Below are 20,075 nucleotides of genomic sequence, written 5' to 3' on the forward strand. Positions count from 1 at the left end.
TCCCGGCCACCTCCTGCGTACCCCCCCGGCCGGCCCTGGTCGCGAAGCACCGACGAGAGTGAGAAGGCAATGGTCTACATCGAGCGGAACAAGACGACGGCGGACGTCCTCACATGCTGTTACGCGGCCCTGTGAACCCTGTTTCCCGGTTGCGTCCCCAGCTTGATTTGAGGCCATTCCCATGTTCGAACCAGTCATAGCGCCAAGCGGCACCCTGCTCGGGCTCCTCCAGCGGGGCCGCGGCGACGGCACCCTCCACGCACTCGCGGCCCCCCGGGCCGAGGCCCTCCAGGCCCTCAACCAGTGCGTGCTCCGTGACCCGCGCCAGGACTGGCAGGTGGAGAACCGCTCCCTGTACTACGCCCGCCTGTACCTGGACCTCGACGGTCCCCTGGGCGAGATCGAGAGCCACCTCTTCAGCGTCGACGACCTCGTCGACGACAGCGACCACCGGACCGGCCTCGCCCTGTCCGTCCTGGGCCACCTGGCCTCGTACGGGCGCGACGACGCCCTCATCCTGTTGCGCCGGTACGCGGCCTCCGGCGCCAACTGGGCCTGGGCCCTCGACGAGCTCGCCCTGCGCGACGACGACGAGGGACTGCTGTCCCTGGCCGAGCCCGTGCTCGCCCGCTTCCCCGCCACGGCGGAGGGCGAGGCGCGGCTGGCCGCCGCCGTCCGCGACGCCTACGAGCCCCGCCCGTGGTGCCTGTGGGAGGAGACCGCCCGGTACGGCGCCCGCCTCGGCGCGGCGCGCCGCCAGGGCTCCTTCGACCGCTGGCAGCGCCAACTCACCCCCAACGGCCCCCGGCCCGGCTGGGGCGTCCAGGCCGTCTTCGACTGGGCCGCCGAGGGCCTTCGCCGCGGCACCCCCCTGCACGTGCCCGCCGCACGCTGTCTCGCCGCCGTGGCCTCCCCCGAGGACCGCGGCACCATCCTCGCCGCGGCCGCCGGAGCCGCCGGCGACGCCGCCCGGGCCACCGCCCTGCACCACCTGGTCCTCGCCGAACCGGAGAACCCGGTCGTCCTGGACCTCATCGAGGCCGCCGCCGACGAACCCGCCGTCGCCGCCTACGAACGCATGACCGGCCCCACCGCCCTCGACCGGGCCCGCAGCTGGGTCCAGCGGCCCGACGCCCTCGGCGAGGCCGCCGCCGCCCTCCTCGCCGCCCACGGCGAAGCCGAGGACGCACACCTGGTCCTCGGCGCCCTGCGCTCCACCGTCCGCGGCTCCGGCCCGGACTCCGCCCGCCTGTACGCCCTCGTCGACGGCGCCGGCCGGCTCGCCATCGGCTGCGCGGCGCCCGTCCTGCGGCACGTCTACCGCGAGACGGCCTCCTCCCACCTCCGCGGCCGCGCCGCCCGCGCCCTCGCGGGCACCGACCCCACGTTCGCGTCGGGCTTCGCGGTCGAGTGCCTGTGGGACTGCGAGGAGACCACCCGCGAGGTGGCCGCCCGTCACGCCGAGACCGCCGACGTCCGCGTCGCCCCGAGGCTGCGCCGCCTGGCGTCGGATCCGGCGGAGGAGGAGGACGTCCAGTCCGCCGTCCGCAGCCGCATCACCCCCGAGTCGACCGTCTAGCCGCCGGTCCCGGCCGCCCGCACGCAACGCCGTGGGCCCGGCCCCCTCGAAGGGGGGCCGGGCCCACGGCGCGTACGGGGTCCGCGCCCCGCTACTCCGGCGGCGGCGCACCGGTCGGAGACACCGGGTCCAGCTCCGGGGAGTTGTCTATCTCGCACGGCGTCAGCTTCGAGGTCTCCTTCACACCGAAGCTGGTCGACGACTCACTGGTCGGCTGCCGGTCGGGCCACCCGAACACCAGGGTGTAGCCCGGAGGGACGGTCTTGGAGTTGATCTTCATCACCGTCCTGTCGCCCTCGCGCTGGCGGAGCTCGCTGTCCGGATCGTGGGTCGTGGTCCCCGGAAGGTACTGCGGCCCCCGGTAGCCCCCGCTCCAATGCGGGCACTCCGACCTGGCCTTCTTCGGCATGAGCACGACCGGGACCCCCAGCGCCCGCAGCTGCTCCACCAGTCCCGGAATCTGGCTGTGCCGGGGCATGTCGACCGTGATGCTCCCGCTGCTGTCCCGGGTCGGCGCGGGCGAGACCGAGGTCGCGGCCGACCCGGTCGGAAGGGGCGGCGACGGAACCGCCGTCGCGGCGGAGCCCGTCGGAGGGGGAGGAACCGTCGGCGTGGGGTTCGTGGACACCTGCGCCGGCAGCGAGCCGTCCCGGCCGGAACCGGGAAGGGCCACCACCAGCCCTGCCGCCACGGCCGTCGCAACGGCCACGGCCAGCGGGATCCCGTACCGCCTGGCGAACGAGCGGGCCGGGGCGGGAGCGGGCGCTTCCGGCATCCTCGCCAGCAGCGCCGCCTTCAGCTTCTCCTCGAACGCAGTGGGCCTGCTGGTCATCGCGTTGCCTCCAGACGGGATCCGGGAACGTCGGACGCGGGAACCGCCGCGCGCAAGGCGCGCCGGGCGCGGTGCAGGCGGACGCGGACCGTCGCCTGGGTGACTCCCAGGGCCAGCGCCGCCTCGGCCGGGGTCAGCTCGTCGACGACCACCATGTCCAGGGCCGCGCGCAGCGGCTCCGACAGCGTCGCGTGGCGCTCGGCCAGGACCCGGAAGGCCCGCTCGGCGTCGATCCGCTCCTCGAGCGCCGCCACGTCCTCCGCGTCGAGCAGCCTGCGCCCGCTGAGCCGCGCCAGGGCGCCGCTCTCGCGCGCCCGCCCCCGGGCGTGCCCGGCCACTACGTTGCGGGCTATGCCGAACAGCCACGCGATCGGCGCACCACGGCCCGGCCGGTAGGTGCCGGCAGCTCCCATGGCGGCGAGGAACACGTCCGCCGTCAGGTCCGCGGCGAGGTGCGGGTCGGCGACCCGGCGGGTCACGAAGCGGAGCACGTCGTCGACGTGCTCGGCGTAGAACGCCCCGAATCCCTCGTGCGTGGTGAGATCCGGTGGCCCGGTCTCCCTCCTCGGGCTGCTCACCCGGCACCCTCCCCCTGTCCGCAGGACCCCTTCGGCCCCTCTCACCCCGTACTTGGCCGAAGCCCCCCGGAGCGTTTCACCGGCCCCCGCGCAGGCCCCCGCGGCACTGCGTGAAGCGCACCGGGACACCCGGCCGGGCCTGCGCCGCGGCGTCCAGGGCCGGGCCCGGCGGGACCACGCCCACCACCGGGTAGCCACCGGTCACCGGATGGTCGGCCAGGAACACCACCGGGAGCCCGTCCGGCGGCACCTGCACGGCGCCCAGCACCATGCCCTCGCTCGGCAGCTCCCCGCCGCGGGAGCGGACCAGCGGGGTGCCCGCCTCGGTGCGCAGGCCGATCCGGTTCGACCGCGCCGACACCCGGAACACCGAACGCCACAGCCCGGCCAGCGAGGCCGGCTCGAACCAGTCCGCCCGCGGGCCCGGCCCGAGCGGGAGCACCAGCTCCGCCGGAGCCCCCGGCGCCGGCACGACGTCCGCCCCGCCCAGCGGATCCGGCCCGGCCGGCCCCACCGGCAGTACGCTCCCGGCCGCCGGCACGGCCGGCCCCAGCCCCGACAGCAGGTCCGTCGAGCGACTGCCGAGGACCGGCGGCACGGCGAAGCCGCCCCGCACGGCCAGGTAGCTGCGCACCCCCGACTCCGCCCGGCCCACCTCCAGCTCCGCACCCGCCGGGACCCGGACCGGCGCCCCCCAGGCCACCGGACGGCCCGCCACCCGTACCGCGCAGGGCGCGCCCGTGACCGCCACCGTCACCGCGCCCGCGGAGCCGGCCCGCAACCCCACCCCGTCCAGGGTGGTCTCCAGGACCGCCGCGTCCGGCGGATTGCCCACCAGCCGGTTGGCCAGGGCGTACGCGGCCGCGTCCAGCGCGCCCGACCGCCCCACCCCCAGGTGCGCGTATCCGGGCCGGCCCGCGTCCTGGAGCGTGGTCAGCGCTCCCGGCCGGACCACCTCCAGCGCCCTCGCCCCCGGCTGCGCCCCGCTCACCCGGCCACCTCCTCGAACCGCACCCGCACCCCCGGCGCGAAGAGGGCCGCGGGCTCCCGCGCCGGATCCCACAGCACCGCGTCCGTGGTCCCGATCAGCTGCCAGCCGCCGGGGGAGGAGCGCGGGTACACCCCGGCGTACTCTCCCGCCAGCGCCAGCGAACCCGCCGGGACCGCGGTGCGCGGCGTGTCCCGCCGGGGCAGGTGGAAGCGCTCCGGCAGCCCGGTCAGGTACCCGAAGCCGGGCGCGAACCCGCAGAACGCCACCCGGAACACCACCGACCCGACGACCTCCGCCACCTCCCGCTCCCGCATCCGCCACCGCCCGGCCACCTCCGCCAGGTCCGGCCCGTCGTACCGGACCGGGACGGTGACCAGCGGCCCCTCCGCCTCCGTGAGCGGCGGCACCTCCCAGCGCACGATCCGCTCCGCCAGCGCCCGCGGCTCCCTCACCCCGTCCAGCAGCACCGTCCGCGCGGCCGGCACGACGTCCCGTACGGGCCCCAGCGCGCCCGCGGCGCGCCGGCGCAGCACCTCGGCGTGGAGCGCGGCCACTTCCGCCGCCGAGTCCAGCTCGACCAGCACCGCCCCGCCGCCCACCACCAGGGCCCTCACGTGAAGGCCTCCACCTGTACGCCCGCCGCCTCCAGGGCCTGCCGCACGCGCCGGGCGAGCCCGGCCGCGCCCGGGGTGTCCCCGTGCAGGCACAGCGAGCGCGCCGGCACCGCGATCCGGGACCCGTCGGCGGCCTCGACCGCGCCGTCGGCGGCCATGGCCACCGCCCGCGCGACCACCGCGTCCGCGTCGTGCAGCACCGCCCCCGGCTCCCCGCGCGGCACCAGCGTCCCGGCCGGCGTGTACGCCCGGTCCGCGAACGCCTCCGGGACGGGCGTCAGCCCGGCCGTCTCCGCCGCGGCCAGCAGCAGCGACCCCGGCAGGCCGAGGACCGGCAGATCGCGGTCCGGCCCGGCCGCCGTGCGGACACCGGCGACGACCGCGGCCGCCTGCCCCGCGTCGTGCACGGTGCGGTTGTACAGCGCGCCATGCGGTTTCACGTACGACACCCGGGAGCCGGCCGCCCGCGCGAACACCTCCAGCGCCCCGATCTGGTAGGCCACCTCGTCCGCCAGCACGTCCGCCGGCACGTCCATCGCCCGCCGCCCGAAGCCCGCCAGATCCCGGTACGACACCTGCGCGCCGATCCGCGCCCCCCGCTGCGCGGCGAGCTCGCACACCCGCCGCATGATGGACGGGTCCCCGGCATGGAAGCCGCAGGCGACGTTGGCACTGGTCACGACGGACAGCAGGGCCTCGTCGTCGGTGAGCGTCCAGCGCCCGAAACCCTCACCCAGGTCGGCATTGAGATCGATCAGAGGTGTGATCATGGAAGCCATGGCGTGAGCCTAGTGCCGTGACCGCCCGGTCCGGAGGCCCATCGGGCGCCGGACCGATCGGGCCGAACCGTGCCGTTTGGGCTGTTGTCCCTGTCAGCGCCTAATCTTTGTCCGTGACTCTCCCTGCCCCGGCGAAGACCCTTCCGTCCCCGGCGCCGGGCCCGGCCGCCGACGAGGGCCTGGCCCGGCGGCTGCGCGCGCTCGCCTGCACCGCCCCCCTCCACGACCTCGACGTGCGCAAGGCCAACCTCGCCGGCGAGTACGGGATCTACGCGATGGCCGAAGTCGCCCTCGCCGCGATCGACCTGGTCACCCTCCACATGGACTTCGACACCGGGGCCGACCACGACCAGATAGTGGCCCGGCTGCTGCCGCGCATCGCCGCCCAGGCCCCGGACCGGCCGACGGCCGAGCACGAGCGCGTGGCCCGCTGGGTCCTCGAGAACCTGATCAACGTCGGCAGCGTCGACCGCGGCTTCCGTGCGATCTACGGCACCTTCGGCCCCGACGGCGTGTACGTCCGCCGCGACTACGACTTCAAACTCCTCGAAGAGGTCCCCGGCTACGGCGGCGCCGTCTACCTGCGCACCACCGACGAGGCCGTCAACGTCCTCGTCGGCGCCCTCGACACCGACGTCACCAGCGCGCAGATCGCCGCCGAGGTCAAGCTGGAGGTCCTGGTCAGCCGCGGCCGCCTCGCCGACGCCCAGCTCGCCGCCGAGCAGGCCCGCTACCGCACCGTCCAGTACGCCGAGACCCTGCGCCGCACCCTGGAGGCGACCCGGCGCAACGTCCGCGCCGTCGACTGGCTGCAGTCCGTACCCGACATGATCGACGAGGCCCTCGACCACGTCGCCGACCGGTACCGGCACGAGAACGCCATCCTGACGAACATCCGCAAGGTCCGCGACGAGGCGGAGGAGCCGGAGAACAAGCGGCGCGCCGCCGAACTCGTCGACATCGTCAAGGACTGCATCCGCCGCCACACCCAGCTCCAGTCACGGCTGCTCGAAGCAGGCCCGCTGTTCCGCGCCGAACAGGACCGGCAAGCCTTCGCCGCTCCCGCGCCGACCTCAGGGATCGACCTGTACGGGCAGCTGGTGGCCCCCCTGCTGTCGCTCCCCGTGGCCGAGGCGACCCGCGTCACCGACGCCTTCTTCGCCTCCGGCACCGGCCAGCGCATCCCCGTCTCCGTCCGCGTCACCGACCTGGTCGACATCCTGCTGACCCCGCCCGTCGAACGGGAACACCTCGGCGCGGAGATGCCGGAGCCGGACCTCATCGCCACCCCCGACGACAGCCGCTTCAGCGAGGAGCAGCTCGCCGCCGCGACGGAGCTCCTGGCCCTGCCGCCCGACGCGCCGCGCCGGCTGTCCGGGCTGCTCGCCGAGGCCCGCCGCACCGACCCGGAGCTGCCGTACCTGGTGGCCCTGCTGGCCGTCCACGCCGCCAGCCCGGCCGTCGGCACTGCATACCGGCAGGGCGAGGAGCAGCTTCTGTTCGCGGTGGACGACGGCACCGAGCTCGACGATCCCGAGTTCGGCGGCGCCGATCTGATCGTCGGCACCGCCCTGCTCGACGCCGCCGCGATGACCGCGGACCGCACGGAGGCCGCATGACCCCCCGCGCGGGCGCCCGGTCCCGCGCCGGAGCCTGGTCCCGCGCCGGCGCCCCGTCCGCCGCCGCCCCGCACCCGACCCGGCCGCACGCCGCCGCCGCGCGCACCCGCACCACCACCGCACACCACGAGAGGCAGTACCCGTGAGCGACCACCACGCCGAGCACCCCGCGTGGAGCGAGGCCGACGCCCCGACGGCGCCGTCCGCCCCGGGCGGCTCACACGTGACCCCCGCCGACGCCGCGGACGCGGCCCGGCTCGTCGCCTTCGGCCTCCAGCCCAAGCTGCTGCCCGCCCGCGACGCCGAGTACGCCGAACTTCTGCGCCGCTACCGCGAGGACCCCGCCTTCGGCCGCCTCGCCGACGCCGTCGCCACCGGCCTCGGGCTCGTCGTCCTGGAAGTGTCCCCGCGCGCCGGCATGGCCGTCGCCGCCGGCGAGGACTCCGTCTTCGCCGTCCGGATGGGCGACTACGCCCGCCGCACCACCGCCGACTCCGGCGACCGCTTCCTGCACGGCCTCGCCCACCTCGCTCTCGCCGCCCTCGCCTTCCCCCGACCCGAGGACCTCGCCGACGACGGCTACATCGGCCGCGTCACCGTCAACGGCGTCGACGCCTTCGTCCGCCAGGCCTGCCGCCGCCTGGAGGAGCGGGCCGAGGAGACCGGCGAGAACACCGACCCGGCCAGCGACGCCCCCGGCCTGGAGGCCGCCTGGCGCGTCTACGCCCGCCGCAGCGCCACCGGCGCCACCAAGGACGCCCGGCGCCTCGCCGGCTCGACCACCGGCATCGTCGGCAAGGCCGCCGCCTTCCTCACCGACTCCGGCTTCCTCCAGCGCACCGGCGACGACGCCGGCGGCACCTACCGCACCACCCCCCGCTACCAGCTCCAGGTCCGAGACATGGCGGGCAGCGCGGCCATGGCCGAACTCCTCGAACTCGGAGTGGTCCCCGTCGGCGACGGCACCGCCAGCCTCCTCCCGCCGCCCGAGGGCGACGACCTGGAGCTCGCCCCCGACGCCGGCCTGCCCTTCCACGCCTGAGCCCCGCGCTCACCGGGCCCCCGCCCCCACCGCACGTCCCGTACCACCCACCAGACACCACGAGAGCCCGCCGCCATGTACGAGCTGTCCCGGATCCGCCTCTACTCCATCGGGCCCGCCGGCGCACGCTACGCCGACACCGTGCTCGACCTGCGCGGAGTCGGCGATCCGGTGCCCCACCCGGCACCCACCCAGGCGGAGTTCTTCGAGGACGAGCCCACCGGCCCGCCGCGCCGCCCCGCGCCCGCCGGCGTGCTCTTCCTGGAGAACGGCGGCGGCAAGTCCGTCCTGCTCAAGCTGATCTTCTCGGTGATGCTGCCCGGCCACCGCAACACCCTCGGCGGCGCCAGCTCCGGCGTGCTGCGCAAGTTCCTGCTCGCCGACGACTGCGGCCACGTCGCCCTGGAATGGCAGCACACCCAGACCGGCGAATGCGTCGTCGTCGGCAAGGTCAGCGAATGGCGCGGCCGCCAGGTCTCCAACGACCCGCGCAAGTTCGCCGAGGCCTGGTACTCCTTCCGCCCCGGCCCGGGCCTCAGCCTGGACAACCTGCCCGTCGCCGAGGCCACCGCCGTCCGCCCGCCCGTCGAGGGCGCCTCCGGAGCCCAGGGCCGCCGCCGCACCATGAAGGGCTTCCGCGACGCCCTCACCGAGGCAGGCAAGACGTACCCGCACCTCGAGGTGTACTTCGAAGAGATCCACGACCGCTGGAACGAGCACCTCACCGAACTCGGCCTCGACCCCGAGCTCTTCCGCTACCAGCGCGAGATGAACGCCGACGAGGGCGAGGCCGCGGGCCTCTTCGCGGTCAAGAAGGACTCCGACTTCACCGACCTCCTGCTGCGCGCCGTCACCGACACCCGCGACACCGACGGCCTCGCCGACCTCGTCCACGGCTTCGGCAACAAGCTCGGCCGCCGCGCCGAGCTGATGGCCGAACGGGACTTCACCGCCGGCTCCGTGGACCTCCTCACCAAGATCGTCGAGGCCGCGGAGACCCGCTCCCGGCTCCGCGACGTGCACGCCGGAGCCGAGCGCCGTACCCGCACCCTCGCCCGCCGGCTGTCCGCGCGCGCCGCCCAGGAACGCGGCCGCGCCGCCGACCTCGCCCAGCGCGTCACCGGCGCCGCCCACGGAGTGACCGCCGCCGAAGCCGCCCGCGACCGCAGCGCCGCCATCGCCGCCGAACTCGCCTACCGGCACGCCTCGCTGGCCCTCACCGTCGCCGACAAGGCCGCCACCGCCCAGCGCCGCGAACTCCTCGAGGCCCGCACCCTGCACGCCGCCTGGCAGGCCGCCGAGACCGTGCTGCGCCACCGCGCCGCCGCCGACCGCTCCGCCCGCGTCGCCGCCGCCATCCTGGAGGCCGAGCGGGACGCCGCCCCGGCCCTCGCCGCCCGCGCCTCGGCCGCCGCCGCCCTCGTACGGGCCCTGCACACCGCCGCCGAACAGGGCGAGGACCTCGCCAACGAGGAGGAGGAGCGCTCCGCCACCCTCCAGGCCGCCGGTGAGGCCGCCCACCGGGACGCCACCGCCGCCGCCACCGCCGCCCAGCGCGCCCGCAGCGAGGCCGAGCACCTGCGGGCCCGGCTCGCCGAGGTCCAGCAGGAGACCGCCGAGGCCGTCCGCGCCGGCTGGCTCGACGACTCCGCCCCCGACGCCGATCCGGCCCGCGCCGCCCTCGCCGCCAGCGATGCCGAAACCGTCGCCGTCGCCGCCTGGGACGAGGCCCGGGACGCCGCCCGCACCGCCGCCGACACCGCCCGGGAGGCCGCCGCCGCGGAATCCCGTGCCGAACTCACCGCCGCCCGGGCCGCGGACGCCGCCGACGCCGCCGAGGCCGCCCACGCCGCCGAACAGCTGGCCGCCGCCTCCCTGGCCGAAGCCCCCCGCCTCGCCGAACTCCTCGGCCTCCCGTCCGCCGCCCGGCCCGCCACCGTCCCCCGCCCGCGCGGCGCCGACGGCGCCCCGGCCGCGGCCACCGCCCCCGACGCCGATCCGGCCCACGACGCGGCCGCCGGCGGACTCTCCGCCGCCGACCTCGACCGGAACGCCGAGGACCTGCGCGCCCTCCTCGGGGACGCCGTCACCTCCGCCGAACGCCAGCTCTTCGACCTGCGCACCGCAGCCGCCGACGACGCCCGCATCCTCGGCGCCCTCGGTGACGGCGGCCTCCTGCCGCCCGGCCCCGACGTCCTGGCCACCGTCGAGTACCTCGGTGAGCACGGCATCCCGGCCCTGCCCGGCTGGCGCTACCTCGCCCAGTCCGTCGCCCCCGCCGACCACGCCGCCGTGCTCGCGGCCCGCCCCGAACTCGTCGACGGCGTCATCATCACCGACCCCGACACCCACACCCGGGCCCGCGAGGTCCTCGGCGGCGCCGCCCTGCTGCCCCGCTCCACCGTCGCCGTCGGTACGGCCGCGGCCCTCCTCGCTCCCGTCCCCCCGGCCGGCGTCGACCCCGCCGCGGACGCCTCCGGCATCTTCATCGTCCCGCCGAACCCGGCCATGCACGACGAGCACGCCGCCGACGAGGAACGCCAGGCCCTGCGCGCCCGCGCCACCGCCCGCGACACCGAGATCCGCGACCTCGCCGCCCGCCTCGCCGGGGACCGCGAACTCGCCGCCCGGCTCGCCTCCTGGCGCACCGGTTGCCCGCCCGGCCGCCTCACCGAGCTCGCCGAGCAGGCCACCGCCGCCCGCGCCTTCGCCGAGGAGGCCGACGCCGAACTCGCCGAGGCCCGCACCGCCCGCGCCGAGGCCGAGGAGGTCTCCGCCGAGGCCGCCCGCGTCCGCGACGAGCGCCAGGACGCCGCCCAGCGTGCCCGCCGCGCCGCCGACGCCCTCGCCGGCCTCGCCTTCCGCCTGCGCGAACGCGCCGGCTGGCAGGCCAAGGCCCGCGAACTCGCCGACGAGGCCGCCGAGTGCGAGGCCCGCGCCGAGATCTGCCTCGACCGGGCCCGCGCCGCCGACGAGGACCGCCGCGCCGCCCAGCGCGCCGCCGACGACGCCCGCCGCACCGCCCGCGCCCTGCGCGCCGAACGCGCCGAGATCGCCGGCGCCCCCGAATCCCTCCCCGAGGACGAGACCGCCGCCCCGGACGGGCACCGCCCGCTGCCCGACCTCCGCGAGGCCTACCGGGCCGCCTCCCAGCTCTACGAGAAGGTGGGCGTCGGCGCCGACCTGCGCGCCGAACAGGCCCGCGCCGAGAGCGACGAGAGCGCTGCCCTCGCCGAACTCGACCGCCTCACCAACAAGGTCCGCACCCGCGCCGCCCAGCTCCTCGAAGGCACCGACGGCGCCGACGGCCCCTCCCGCCAAGCGGCCGCCGCCCGCGCCGAGGCCCTCGTCCAGATGCTGGAGGGCCGCGCCTCCGCGGCCAGCGAGCAGCTCGGCCGGCTCCGCGGCGAAGCCGAACGACACGCCCCCGCCGACGGCGACGCCCACACCGACCTGCCCGAGGAGATGATCCCCGAGGACGTCGAACAGGCACAGGTCCTGCTGCGCACCGCCACCGCCCAGCTCGCCGCCCACACCGCCGCGGTGGAGGCCGCCCGCGCCGCCCACGCCGACCTGCTGCGCGCCCACCGCGCCGCCGAGGACGGAGCCGGCGGCTTCGACGAGACCGCCGCCCTCCTGCGGGACCAGCTGCGCGACCACACCCCGCACGAGGACGAGCAGGAGCCGGCCGCCCACACCGGCACCCTGGAAGAGGCCCGGCAGTCGGCCGCCGAAACCCGCCGCGCCCTGCGCGCCGCGGCCGCCGACCTCTCCGCCGCCGAGGCCGCCGTCCGCGAGGCGAGCGACATCCTCGTCCGGCACGCCAACGCGAACCGCTACGAGCAGGTGCGCACCCCCGCGCGCCAGCAGATCCGCGAACTGCCCGCCTCCGCCCTGCCCGAGCACGCCGCGGCCTGGGCGGCCGCCTTCGCGCCCCGCCTGCGCGTCCTCACCGACGAGCTCGCACAGCTGGAACGCAACCGCGACAGCATCGTCGACCGGCTCCGCGGACTGGTGGAGTCCGCGCTGGCGACCCTGCGCTCCGCGCAGCGCCTCTCCCGGCTCCCCGAGGGCCTCGGCGAATGGTCCGGCCAGGAGTTCCTGCGCATCCGCTTCGAGGAACCCGACCAGGCCACCCTCGTCGAACGCCTCGGCGAGGTCATCGACGACGCCACCCGCTCGGCGGTCAAGAAGAACGCCGCGTTCGGCGAGGGGCGCCGCGACGGCATGTCCCTGCTGCTGCGCGGCGTCCAGGCAGCCCTGGAGCCCAAGGGCATCGCGGTGGAGATCCTCAAGCCGGACGCCGTGCTGCGCGCCGAGCGCGTGCCCGTCGGCCAGATGGGCGACGTCTTCTCCGGCGGCCAGCTGCTGACCGCCGCGATCGCGCTCTACTGCACCATGGCGGCCCTGCGCAGCAACGACCGCGGCCGCGACAAGCACCGCCACGCGGGCACCTTGTTCCTCGACAACCCCATCGGTCGCGCCAACGCCACCTATCTGCTGGAACTCCAGCGGGCCGTGTCCGACGCGCTCGGCGTCCAGCTGCTGTACACCACGGGCCTGTTCGACACGACGGCCCTCGCCGAGTTCCCGCTGGTCATCCGGCTGCGCAACGACGCGGACCTGCGGGCCGGCCTGAAGTACATCAGCGTCGAGGAGCACCTGCGCCCCGGCCTGCCGCAGCCGTCCGCCGAGGGCGAGACGATCCACGGCGAGATCACGGCGACCCGCATGTTCCGTCGCAGCGCCGCGGCGTCCTGACCGCTCCCGCTCCCGCCCGCGGACCGGCCTCCCCGGTCCGCGGCGGGGCGGCGGCTCAGCCCCGGCCCGAGGGCGCCCCGTAGCGGGAGTCGCCGGCCGTCGACGGCCACGCGGCCGGCGGCCTGCCGTTCCGCGGTATTCGGCCGGCCGAGCGGGCCTCCCGCCGGGCCCGGCGCGCCTCCCGCCGCGTGCTGCGCACCGTACTGCTCGGCTCCGACAGCACCCCGTGCCGCTGGTTCCACATCTGTCGGGTGATCAGCACGTCCAGCACGGACCAGGTGGCCACGACGGTCCCGGCTATCGACACCAGCGCCATCGGAAAGGCCAGCCAGGAGCCGGTGAGCGTGAGGAAGAACGTGATCGTCGCCCCCGTCAGGGTGACGGCCACGATCAACACCGCCCGCACCGCCGACTCCCGCACCGGATCCGGCAGTCGTCGCCGCCCGACCGGCTCCTCCTGCCACAGCGGCTTCCTCGCCCCGTCCGCCCCGGCCGCCGCTCCCGCTTCCGCGTCCCTGTCCCCGTAGATCCCCATGACCGCGCCCTCCCCTCCGTACTGCCGGTCATGTCTACCCGGCCGCCCCCGGCCGAACGACCCCCACCCGACGAATCCCCTCGAACAGGTAGACGTACGACGACGCCGAGAGATTCCCGCATCGCGTGGTTCCTCCCGCTCCGCCGGCCCCCACCGCCCCCTGTCGAGACGACGGAAGGAAGAATTCCAGCCATCCGTCCCATCGAGGGGACCTAGACCCCACGAAGTGTCATCTGCCACATAACGGGCTGCACTTGACCGGAAGTATCGGACAACTCGTGATCTACGCCCGGGCGTCAGGCCGAAAACGCCCGGACATGCCTTCGAAGGCCGCACCCGGCAGTAGTAGGCTCACGCCGTTTGTACGACGGAACACCAGTCCCCTGCGCGGGATTGGGCTGGGGGAGGCTGGGGAGGCCATGCGGCTTCGCGGGAAGTCCATCCGCCGGAAGATCGTGGCGCTGCTGCTCGTGCCGCTCGTCTCCCTCACCGCGCTCTGGAGCTTCTCCACCGTCGTCACCGGCCGCGAGGCGCTCCAACTCCTCGACGTCGCCTACGTCATCGACAAGGTCGGCTACCCCATCGAGGACGTCGTCCGCGTCCTGCAGAAGGAACGCCGCCAGACCCTGGTCGTCATCGGCGACCCCCGCGCCTCCGCCGCCACCGCCGAACTGGCCAAGCGGCGCGCCGCCACCGACGAACTCGTCGACCGCATCAGCAAGAACGCCAAGGACCCCGAGGTCTCCGAGGAGCTCACCACCCCGGCCGCCCAGCGGCTGAACTCCATCCTCGACGCCTTCCACGGCATCGGCGCACTGCGCCGCTCCGTCGACCAGAACACCCTCGACCCCAACCAGGCGCTGGAGCTCTACAGCCGCCTGGTCGACCCCTGCTACGACTTCCTCATGAACCTCCACGCCCTGGAGAACGTGGAGATGGACAAGCAGGGCCGCGCCCTCGTGGGCATCACCCGCGCCCGCGAGACGCTCTCCCGCGAGGACGCCGTCATCGCCTCCGCCCTCGCCGCCCGCAACGTCGCCACCGCCGACCTCCGGCACGTCTCGGACCTCGCCGCCAACCGGAACCTGCTCTACGGCTTCAACCTCGCCATCCTCCCCGCCACCGACCGGGAGATCTTCGAGCAGTACTGGAGCGGCCCCCAGACCAAGCCCCTGCGCGACGCGGAGGAACGGTTCCTCGCCGGCGGCGCCGGCAAGAACCCGCGCAGCATCACCCCGGCCCAGTGGGACGAGGCCGCGAACAAGGTCCTCGACGACCTCGCCACCATGGGCACGGCCGCCGGCGACCGCTACCAGAAGCGCGTCGAGCCCGTCGCCAAGAGCGTCCTCCTCCAGGCGGCCGTCGCCGGCGTCATCGGCTTCCTCGCCCTCCTCGTCTCCGTCGTCCTCTCCGTGCGCATCGGCCGCGACCTCGTCCGCGACCTGTCCCGGCTGCGCAAGGAGGCCCACGAGGTCTCCGGCGTCCGGCTGCCCGCCGTCATGCGCCGCCTCGCCGCCGGCGAACACGTCGACGTGGAGACCGAGGCCCCCCGCCTCGAATACGAGAAGGACGAGGTCGGCCAGGTCGGCCAGGCCCTCAACACCCTCCAGCGCGCGGCCGTCGAGGCAGCCGTCAAACAGGCCGAGCTCCGCAAGGGCGTCTCCGAGGTCTTCGTCAACCTCGCCCGCCGCAACCAGGTCCTCCTGCACCGCCAGCTCACCCTGCTCGACACCATGGAACGGCGCACCGAGGACGCCGAGGAGCTCGCCGACCTCTTCCGCCTCGACCACATGACCACCCGCATGCGCCGCCACGCCGAGGGCCTCGTCATCCTCTCCGGCGCCGCCCCGTCCCGGCAGTGGCGCAAGCCCGTCCAGCTCATGGACGTCGTCCGGGCCGCCGTCGCCGAGGTGGAGGACTACGAGCGCATCGAGGTACGCCGACTGCCGCGCCTCGGCATCGCCGGCCCCGCCGTCGCCGACGTCACCCACCTCGTCGCCGAACTCCTCGAGAACGCCACCGTCTTCTCGCCCCCGCACACCGCGGTCCAGGTGCACGGCGAGCACGTCGCCAACGGCTTCACCCTGGAGATCCACGACCGCGGCCTCGGCATGAACCCCGAAGCCCTGCTCGACGCGAACCTCCGGCTCGCCGAGACCCCCGAGTTCGAGCTGTCCGACACCGACCGCCTCGGCCTCTTCGTCGTCAGCCGCCTCGCCCAGCGCCACGGCGTCAAGGTCGTCCTCCAGCCCAGCCCGTACGGGGGCACCACCGCCGTGGTCTTCCTCCCCGCCGCCCTGCTGACCGACGCCCCCGACACCAACGGCACCGGCCTCCGCGTCGGCGACGCCAAGCACGGCAGGCCCGGCTCCGCGCCCGGCGCCGGCGGCAAGCGGCCCGCCCGCACCGCCCCGACGGCCCTGCGGCACGCCCCCGCCGCCGGCCGGCCCCTGCGCTCCGGGGACCGCCGCCGCCCCGTCGAGCTGGAGGCCCCCCTCGGCGCGCTCGACCTCGACGGCCTCGACGATCCCGCCGCCCTGGACGGGGCGGCCCCCGGCATCGGCGGGCTGAACGGCGCCGTCGGCAGCCCTGCCATGGCCACCCTCGACGACGAGACCCCGCCCCGCGGCACCCCGCGCAGCGCCCTGCTGGGACTCCACCCCGCCGACCGGGCGCATTCCGACCGGGGGACGGGCCGGGACCGCGAACGGGAGCCGCTGTCCCCCACCGGCCCGGTCAGGCTCGACAGCCACCGCTCCGACCCGCTGCGCGGCTCCCGCCCCGACGGCGCCCGGGGCTCCGGCCCCGTGCCCCTGCCGCGCCGCCGCCCCACTCCGACGCTCGTCGCCGAGCACGGCCGCCGGGTGGAGCCCCGCCCGGTCTCCGCGGTCCAGCCGGGGCGGCCCGCGGGTGATCCCGGGCAGGCCCCCCGGCAGGCACCTGCCCAGCCGCCCCAGGCAGCCGCCGGCCCCGGCGTACTGCCCAAGCGCATCCGCCAGGCCAGCCTGGCGCCGCAGCTGAGGAAGGACCGGGGCACGGCACCCGCCGAAGCCGCGGCCGACCCGGTGACCGACCGGGACGCCGAGGAAGTACGCAAGCGCATGTCCGCCCTCCAGCGAGGCTGGACGGCGGGCCGTGAACAGCAGGCCCAGCAGCAGTACGAGGCCGGGACGGGGACCAGCTCCGCCACCGGTCCTGCGCACCAGAGCGAGAACGAGAACGAGGGGGACGGTCGATGACCGCACCGCAGACCGGAAACGACACCCGGAGCCGCGGCTCCGGTCAGCTCAACTGGCTGCTCGACGAACTCGTCGACCGGGTCGGCAGCATCCGAAAGGCAGTGATCCTCTCCGGGGACGGCCTGCCCACCGGCAGCTCCAAGGACCTGACCCGCGAGGACAGCGAGCACCTGGCCGCCGTGGCCTCCGGCTTCCACAGCCTGGCCAAGGGCGTCGGACGGCACTTCGACTCCGGCAGCGTCCGCCAGACCGTGGTCGAGCTGGACGAGGCCTTCCTGTTCGTCATGGCCGCCGGGGAGGGCAGCTGCCTGGCCGTGCTCTCCGACGCCGACTCCGACGTGGGGCAGGTCGCCTACGAGATGACCTTGATGGTCAAGCGGGTGGGCGACCACCTGTCGACCGCACCGCGCTCCGGGCTGCCAGCCGGGGGGTGAAACGGACCGTATGAGCGATCCAGGCCAGGACCACCGGGACCAGCCGGACCACGGGAACCACAGCAACCACGGGGACTACATGGATCACCGTGGCCACGGTGCGGGCGCCGCACCGGACCCCGCCCACGCCCACTGGTTCGACGACGAAGCCGGCCCGGTCGTCCGCCCGTACGCGATGACCCGCGGCCGGACCAGCCACGCCGGCCAGCACCGCCTCGACCTGATCGCGCTCGTCGTCGCCGAACCGGCGGCCGACGATCCGGTCTGGGAGATGAACCTGTCCCCGGAGCACGGCCACATCCTCGACCTGTGCCGCGAGCGGCCGCAGTCGGTCGCCGAGCTCGCGGCCGAACTCGACCTCGCGGTCGGTGTCGTACGGGTCCTGATCGGGGACCTGGCCGACGAGGAACTGGTCCATGTGACCCGGCCGGTACCGCCGGCCGAACTACCCGATGAATCCATTCTGCGTGAGGTGATCGATGGCCTTCGGGCGCTCTAGCCGCACCGGTGCCATGCACGCCGTGTCCCCGGTCGAGCCACTGACCCTGAAGATCCTCGTCGCGGGCGGCTTCGGGGTCGGCAAGACCACCCTGGTCGGCGCCATCAGCGAGATCAGACCGCTGCGGACCGAGGAGGACCTCTCCGAGCCCGGCGTCGGCATCGACGACACCGGGGGAGTGGAGAGCAAGAGCACCACGACGGTGGCCATGGACTTCGGGCGCATCACGCTGCGCGAGGACCTGGTCCTGTACCTCTTCGGCACCCCCGGCCAGGACCGCTTCTGGTTCCTCTGGGACGAACTGGCCCAGGGCGCGCTCGGCGCGGTCGTCCTCGCCGACACCCGCCGCCTCGCCGACTGCTTCGCGGCCGTGGACTACTTCGAACGCCGCGAGATCCCCTTCACGGTCGCCGTCAACTGCTTCGACGGCGCCGACCGCCACCCGGTGGTGTCCGTGCGCGAGGCACTCGACCTCGACCCCGGGGTACCGGTGCTGCTGTGCGACGCGCGCGACCGGGAGTCCGTCAAGGACGTCCTGGTCGGGGTCGTGGAGCACGCGATGTCGTTGGCGCGCGCCCGCCGCCGGAGCCTGCCCGCGGGCACCTGAGCACACGGCGCCGTACGGAGCCGCCCACCGCGCGCAGGCGGCCCGTACCCCCGCCGACTGGGGTACGGGCCGCGGCTCTCATGGGGGGGGATCCGGGCCTGCGCGCGAGACCGTGGAGCGAGTGTGAACCCGCCGCCGGGGGCCGTCAAGCACGAGCGCAGTACTCGTTTCGGACGTCCTGTACCGACCCGCCGGGCCCTCCGCCGAGAGGTCGGTCACCGTACGGCGGGCCCGTCACCGTACGGCGACGACCGCCGACCCGTGGCCGAACAGCCCCTGGTTCGCGGTGATCCCGACCCGTGCCCCCGGCACCTGCCGCTCCCCGGCCGTACCCCGCAACTGCCACGTCAGCTCGCACACCTGCGCGATCGCCTGCGCCGGCACCGCCTCCCCGAAGGAGGCCAGCCCGCCACTGGAGTTGACCGGCACCCGGCCGCCCGGCGCGGTCACCCCCTTGCGCAGCAGCGCCGCCCCCTCGCCCTGCCCGCACAGGCCGATGTCCTCGTACCACTGCAGCTCCAGCGCGGTGGACAGGTCGTACACCTCGGCGAGCGAGAGGTCCTCCGGCCCGATACCGGCCTCCTCGTACGCGGCCCGGGCGATGGACGCCCGGAACGAGTCCGGCGCCGGCGTCGCACCCGTCCGCGCGTCGGTGGCGATGTCCGGCAGGTCCAGGACCGTCCGCGGGTACACCGGAGTCACCGTCGACACCGCCCGGATCCGCACCGGGTCCGCCACCCCGCGCGCACGCGCGAAGTCCATGCTGCTCAGCACCAGCGCCGCACCCCCGTCCGACGTCGCGCAGATGTCGAGCAGCCGCAGCGGATCGGCCACCACCGCCGACGCCGCCACCTCCCCGGCGGTCACCGCCTTGCGGTAGCGGGCGAGGGGGTTGAGGGCGCCCGCCGCCGCGTTCTTGACCTTGACCCGGGCGAAGTCCTCCGGCGTGTCCCCGTACAGCGCCATCCTGCGGCGGGCGTACAACGCGAAATAGGCCGGATTGGTGGCCCCCAGCAGCCGGAACCGCAGCCAGTCCGGATCGTCCGGCCGGTCCCCGCCCGCCGGGGCGAAGAACCCTTTCGGCGCCGCGTCCGCCCCGACCACCAGCACCACGTCCGCGAGCCCCGCGAGGATCTGCGCCCGGGCCGCACCGATCGCCTGGGCCCCCGAAGCGCACGCCGCGTACACGCTGGTCACCCGCGCGCCCTGCCAGCCCAGCGCCCGGGCGAAGGTCGCCCCGGCCACGTAACCGGGGTAGCCGGAGCGCACCGTGTCCGCCCCCACGACGGACCGGACGTCGGTCCAGTCCAGCCCCGCGTCGGCGAGCGCCGCCCGCGCGGCCACGCGCCCGTACACGACGAAGCCGCGGCCCCACTTGCCCCACGGATGCATCCCGGCCCCGAGCACGGCGACATCGGCGGCCCCGCTCACGAGGCACCGCCCGCTGCGGCTGCGGTGACGGGCCGGAACCACCAGGTGGTGTACGGACCCGGTACCGCGCCGCCCCGGCCGTCGACCGGACCGGCACCCCGGCCGTCGCCTTCCAGCACCCCGCCGACGACCTCGACCTCCATCCCCACCGCCAGGTCGGCGACCGTGACCCCGGGCGCGCCCTGCCCGAGCACGACCATCCCCTCGGCCTCCAGCTCCACCGCGACCAGGGTGTACGGCTCCCAGGGCACGTCCGGATCGGACACGTACGGTGCGGGCGGCCGGTAGCGCCCGTCGGTGTACGACCACACCCGGCCCCGCGGCGACAGCGGCACCTCGGCCAGTTCGCCGTCGCCGGGGCAGCGGGGGTTGCGGCAGTGGGCGTCCTCGCGCGGGAAGAACACCGCGGCGCAGGCGGAGCACCGGGTGCCGAGCAGCCGGAAGCCGCCCTTCGCTCCGGTGTCGGTGAACCACCCGTCCACGACGGGTGCAGCTGTGCGTTCCAAGACCCCTCCCGAGCAGCACAGAACCATCT

Annotated in this window: 17 protein-coding genes; 9 read left to right on the forward strand and 8 right to left on the reverse strand. The window is 75.6% G+C overall.

Annotation, left to right across the window (positions count from 1 at the left end; genetic code table 11):
• The first annotated feature begins 181 nt into the window (after positions 1-181).
• A complete protein-coding gene (locus tag ACSHWO_RS28160; protein WP_385805287.1) occupies positions 182-1,579 on the forward strand; it encodes a HEAT repeat domain-containing protein in 1,398 nt (465 codons plus the stop codon).
• Positions 1,580-1,670: 91 nt separating this feature from the next.
• Here ACSHWO_RS28160 and ACSHWO_RS28165 read toward each other — a convergent pair whose 3' ends face one another.
• The 5 genes from ACSHWO_RS28165 to ACSHWO_RS28185 form a co-directional block, all read right to left on the reverse strand.
• Positions 1,671-2,411: a hypothetical protein gene (locus tag ACSHWO_RS28165; protein WP_438316051.1), complete on the reverse strand. Its 741-nt coding sequence runs from the start codon at positions 2,409-2,411 to the stop codon at positions 1,671-1,673.
• Positions 2,408-2,989 carry an RNA polymerase sigma factor gene (locus ACSHWO_RS28170; RefSeq protein ID WP_385805289.1) on the reverse strand — a complete coding sequence of 194 codons (582 nt, stop codon included), beginning with the start codon at positions 2,987-2,989 and terminating at the stop codon, positions 2,408-2,410. Before ACSHWO_RS28170 ends, ACSHWO_RS28165 begins: the two co-directional genes overlap by 4 nt.
• Positions 2,990-3,065: 76 nt before the next feature.
• Positions 3,066-3,980, reverse strand: coding sequence for a biotin-dependent carboxyltransferase family protein (locus tag ACSHWO_RS28175; RefSeq protein ID WP_438316055.1), 915 nt, complete (start codon positions 3,978-3,980; stop codon positions 3,066-3,068).
• Positions 3,977-4,594 carry a 5-oxoprolinase subunit B family protein gene (locus tag ACSHWO_RS28180; RefSeq protein ID WP_385805291.1) on the reverse strand — a complete coding sequence of 206 codons (618 nt, stop codon included), beginning with the start codon at positions 4,592-4,594 and terminating at the stop codon, positions 3,977-3,979. Before ACSHWO_RS28180 ends, ACSHWO_RS28175 begins: the two co-directional genes overlap by 4 nt.
• Positions 4,591-5,352 (reverse strand): LamB/YcsF family protein, encoded by a 762-nt coding sequence (locus tag ACSHWO_RS28185; RefSeq protein ID WP_438319293.1) that lies wholly within the window; start codon positions 5,350-5,352, stop codon positions 4,591-4,593. Before ACSHWO_RS28185 ends, ACSHWO_RS28180 begins: the two co-directional genes overlap by 4 nt.
• 134 nt (positions 5,353-5,486) lie before the next feature.
• Here ACSHWO_RS28185 and ACSHWO_RS28190 point away from each other — a divergent pair, with 134 nt between their 5' ends.
• The 4 genes from ACSHWO_RS28190 to ACSHWO_RS28205 all read left to right on the forward strand — a co-directional run bounded on the left by ACSHWO_RS28190 (position 5,487) and on the right by ACSHWO_RS28205 (position 12,795).
• The gene (locus ACSHWO_RS28190; RefSeq protein ID WP_385805292.1) at positions 5,487-6,992 is read left to right on the forward strand and encodes a hypothetical protein; all 1,506 of its coding nucleotides are present in this window, start codon (positions 5,487-5,489) and stop codon (positions 6,990-6,992) included.
• A complete protein-coding gene (locus ACSHWO_RS28195) occupies positions 6,989-7,138 on the forward strand; it encodes a hypothetical protein (RefSeq protein WP_438316060.1) in 150 nt (49 codons plus the stop codon). Before ACSHWO_RS28190 ends, ACSHWO_RS28195 begins: the two co-directional genes overlap by 4 nt.
• Positions 7,135-8,034, forward strand: coding sequence for a hypothetical protein (locus tag ACSHWO_RS28200; RefSeq protein ID WP_385805294.1), 900 nt, complete (start codon positions 7,135-7,137; stop codon positions 8,032-8,034). The genes ACSHWO_RS28195 and ACSHWO_RS28200 overlap by 4 nt, the downstream gene beginning before the upstream one ends.
• 75 nt (positions 8,035-8,109) lie before the next feature.
• A complete protein-coding gene (locus ACSHWO_RS28205; protein ID WP_438316063.1) occupies positions 8,110-12,795 on the forward strand; it encodes a hypothetical protein in 4,686 nt (1,561 codons plus the stop codon).
• A gap of 55 nt (positions 12,796-12,850) precedes the next feature.
• On the opposite strand, the gene ACSHWO_RS28210 is transcribed toward ACSHWO_RS28205, so the two are convergent.
• A complete protein-coding gene (locus ACSHWO_RS28210) occupies positions 12,851-13,330 on the reverse strand; it encodes a hypothetical protein (protein ID WP_438316066.1) in 480 nt (159 codons plus the stop codon).
• Positions 13,331-13,749: 419 nt separating this feature from the next.
• On the opposite strand from ACSHWO_RS28210, the gene ACSHWO_RS28215 reads away from it, so the two are divergent.
• The 4 genes from ACSHWO_RS28215 (at position 13,750) to ACSHWO_RS28230 (ending at position 18,109) form a co-directional block, all read left to right on the forward strand.
• On the forward strand, positions 13,750-16,569 hold the full coding sequence (locus ACSHWO_RS28215) for a nitrate- and nitrite sensing domain-containing protein (protein WP_438316069.1): 2,820 nt from the start codon (positions 13,750-13,752) through the stop codon (positions 16,567-16,569).
• Entirely contained in the window at positions 16,566-17,003 is a 438-nt protein-coding gene (locus ACSHWO_RS28220) for a roadblock/LC7 domain-containing protein (RefSeq protein WP_361091210.1), read from the forward strand. The genes ACSHWO_RS28215 and ACSHWO_RS28220 overlap by 4 nt, the downstream gene beginning before the upstream one ends.
• Positions 17,004-17,082: 79 nt before the next feature.
• Positions 17,083-17,502, forward strand: coding sequence for a DUF742 domain-containing protein (locus tag ACSHWO_RS28225; protein ID WP_361091732.1), 420 nt, complete (start codon positions 17,083-17,085; stop codon positions 17,500-17,502).
• Positions 17,483-18,109, forward strand: coding sequence for a GTP-binding protein (locus ACSHWO_RS28230; RefSeq protein WP_361091207.1), 627 nt, complete (start codon positions 17,483-17,485; stop codon positions 18,107-18,109). Before ACSHWO_RS28225 ends, ACSHWO_RS28230 begins: the two co-directional genes overlap by 20 nt.
• 234 nt (positions 18,110-18,343) lie before the next feature.
• Here the strand turns inward: ACSHWO_RS28230 and ACSHWO_RS28235 are convergent, their stop codons facing one another.
• Both ACSHWO_RS28235 and ACSHWO_RS28240 read right to left on the reverse strand, forming a co-directional pair.
• Positions 18,344-19,540, reverse strand: coding sequence for a lipid-transfer protein (locus ACSHWO_RS28235; RefSeq protein WP_438316074.1), 1,197 nt, complete (start codon positions 19,538-19,540; stop codon positions 18,344-18,346).
• Positions 19,537-20,046 carry a Zn-ribbon domain-containing OB-fold protein gene (locus ACSHWO_RS28240; RefSeq protein ID WP_438316077.1) on the reverse strand — a complete coding sequence of 170 codons (510 nt, stop codon included), beginning with the start codon at positions 20,044-20,046 and terminating at the stop codon, positions 19,537-19,539. The genes ACSHWO_RS28235 and ACSHWO_RS28240 overlap by 4 nt, the downstream gene beginning before the upstream one ends.
• Between the last annotated feature and the right edge of the window lie 29 nt (positions 20,047-20,075).

It is taken from the genome of Streptomyces pallidus (ex Mingjun et al. 2026), assembly GCF_051550185.1.
GTDB lineage: Bacteria > Actinomycetota > Actinomycetes > Streptomycetales > Streptomycetaceae > Streptomyces.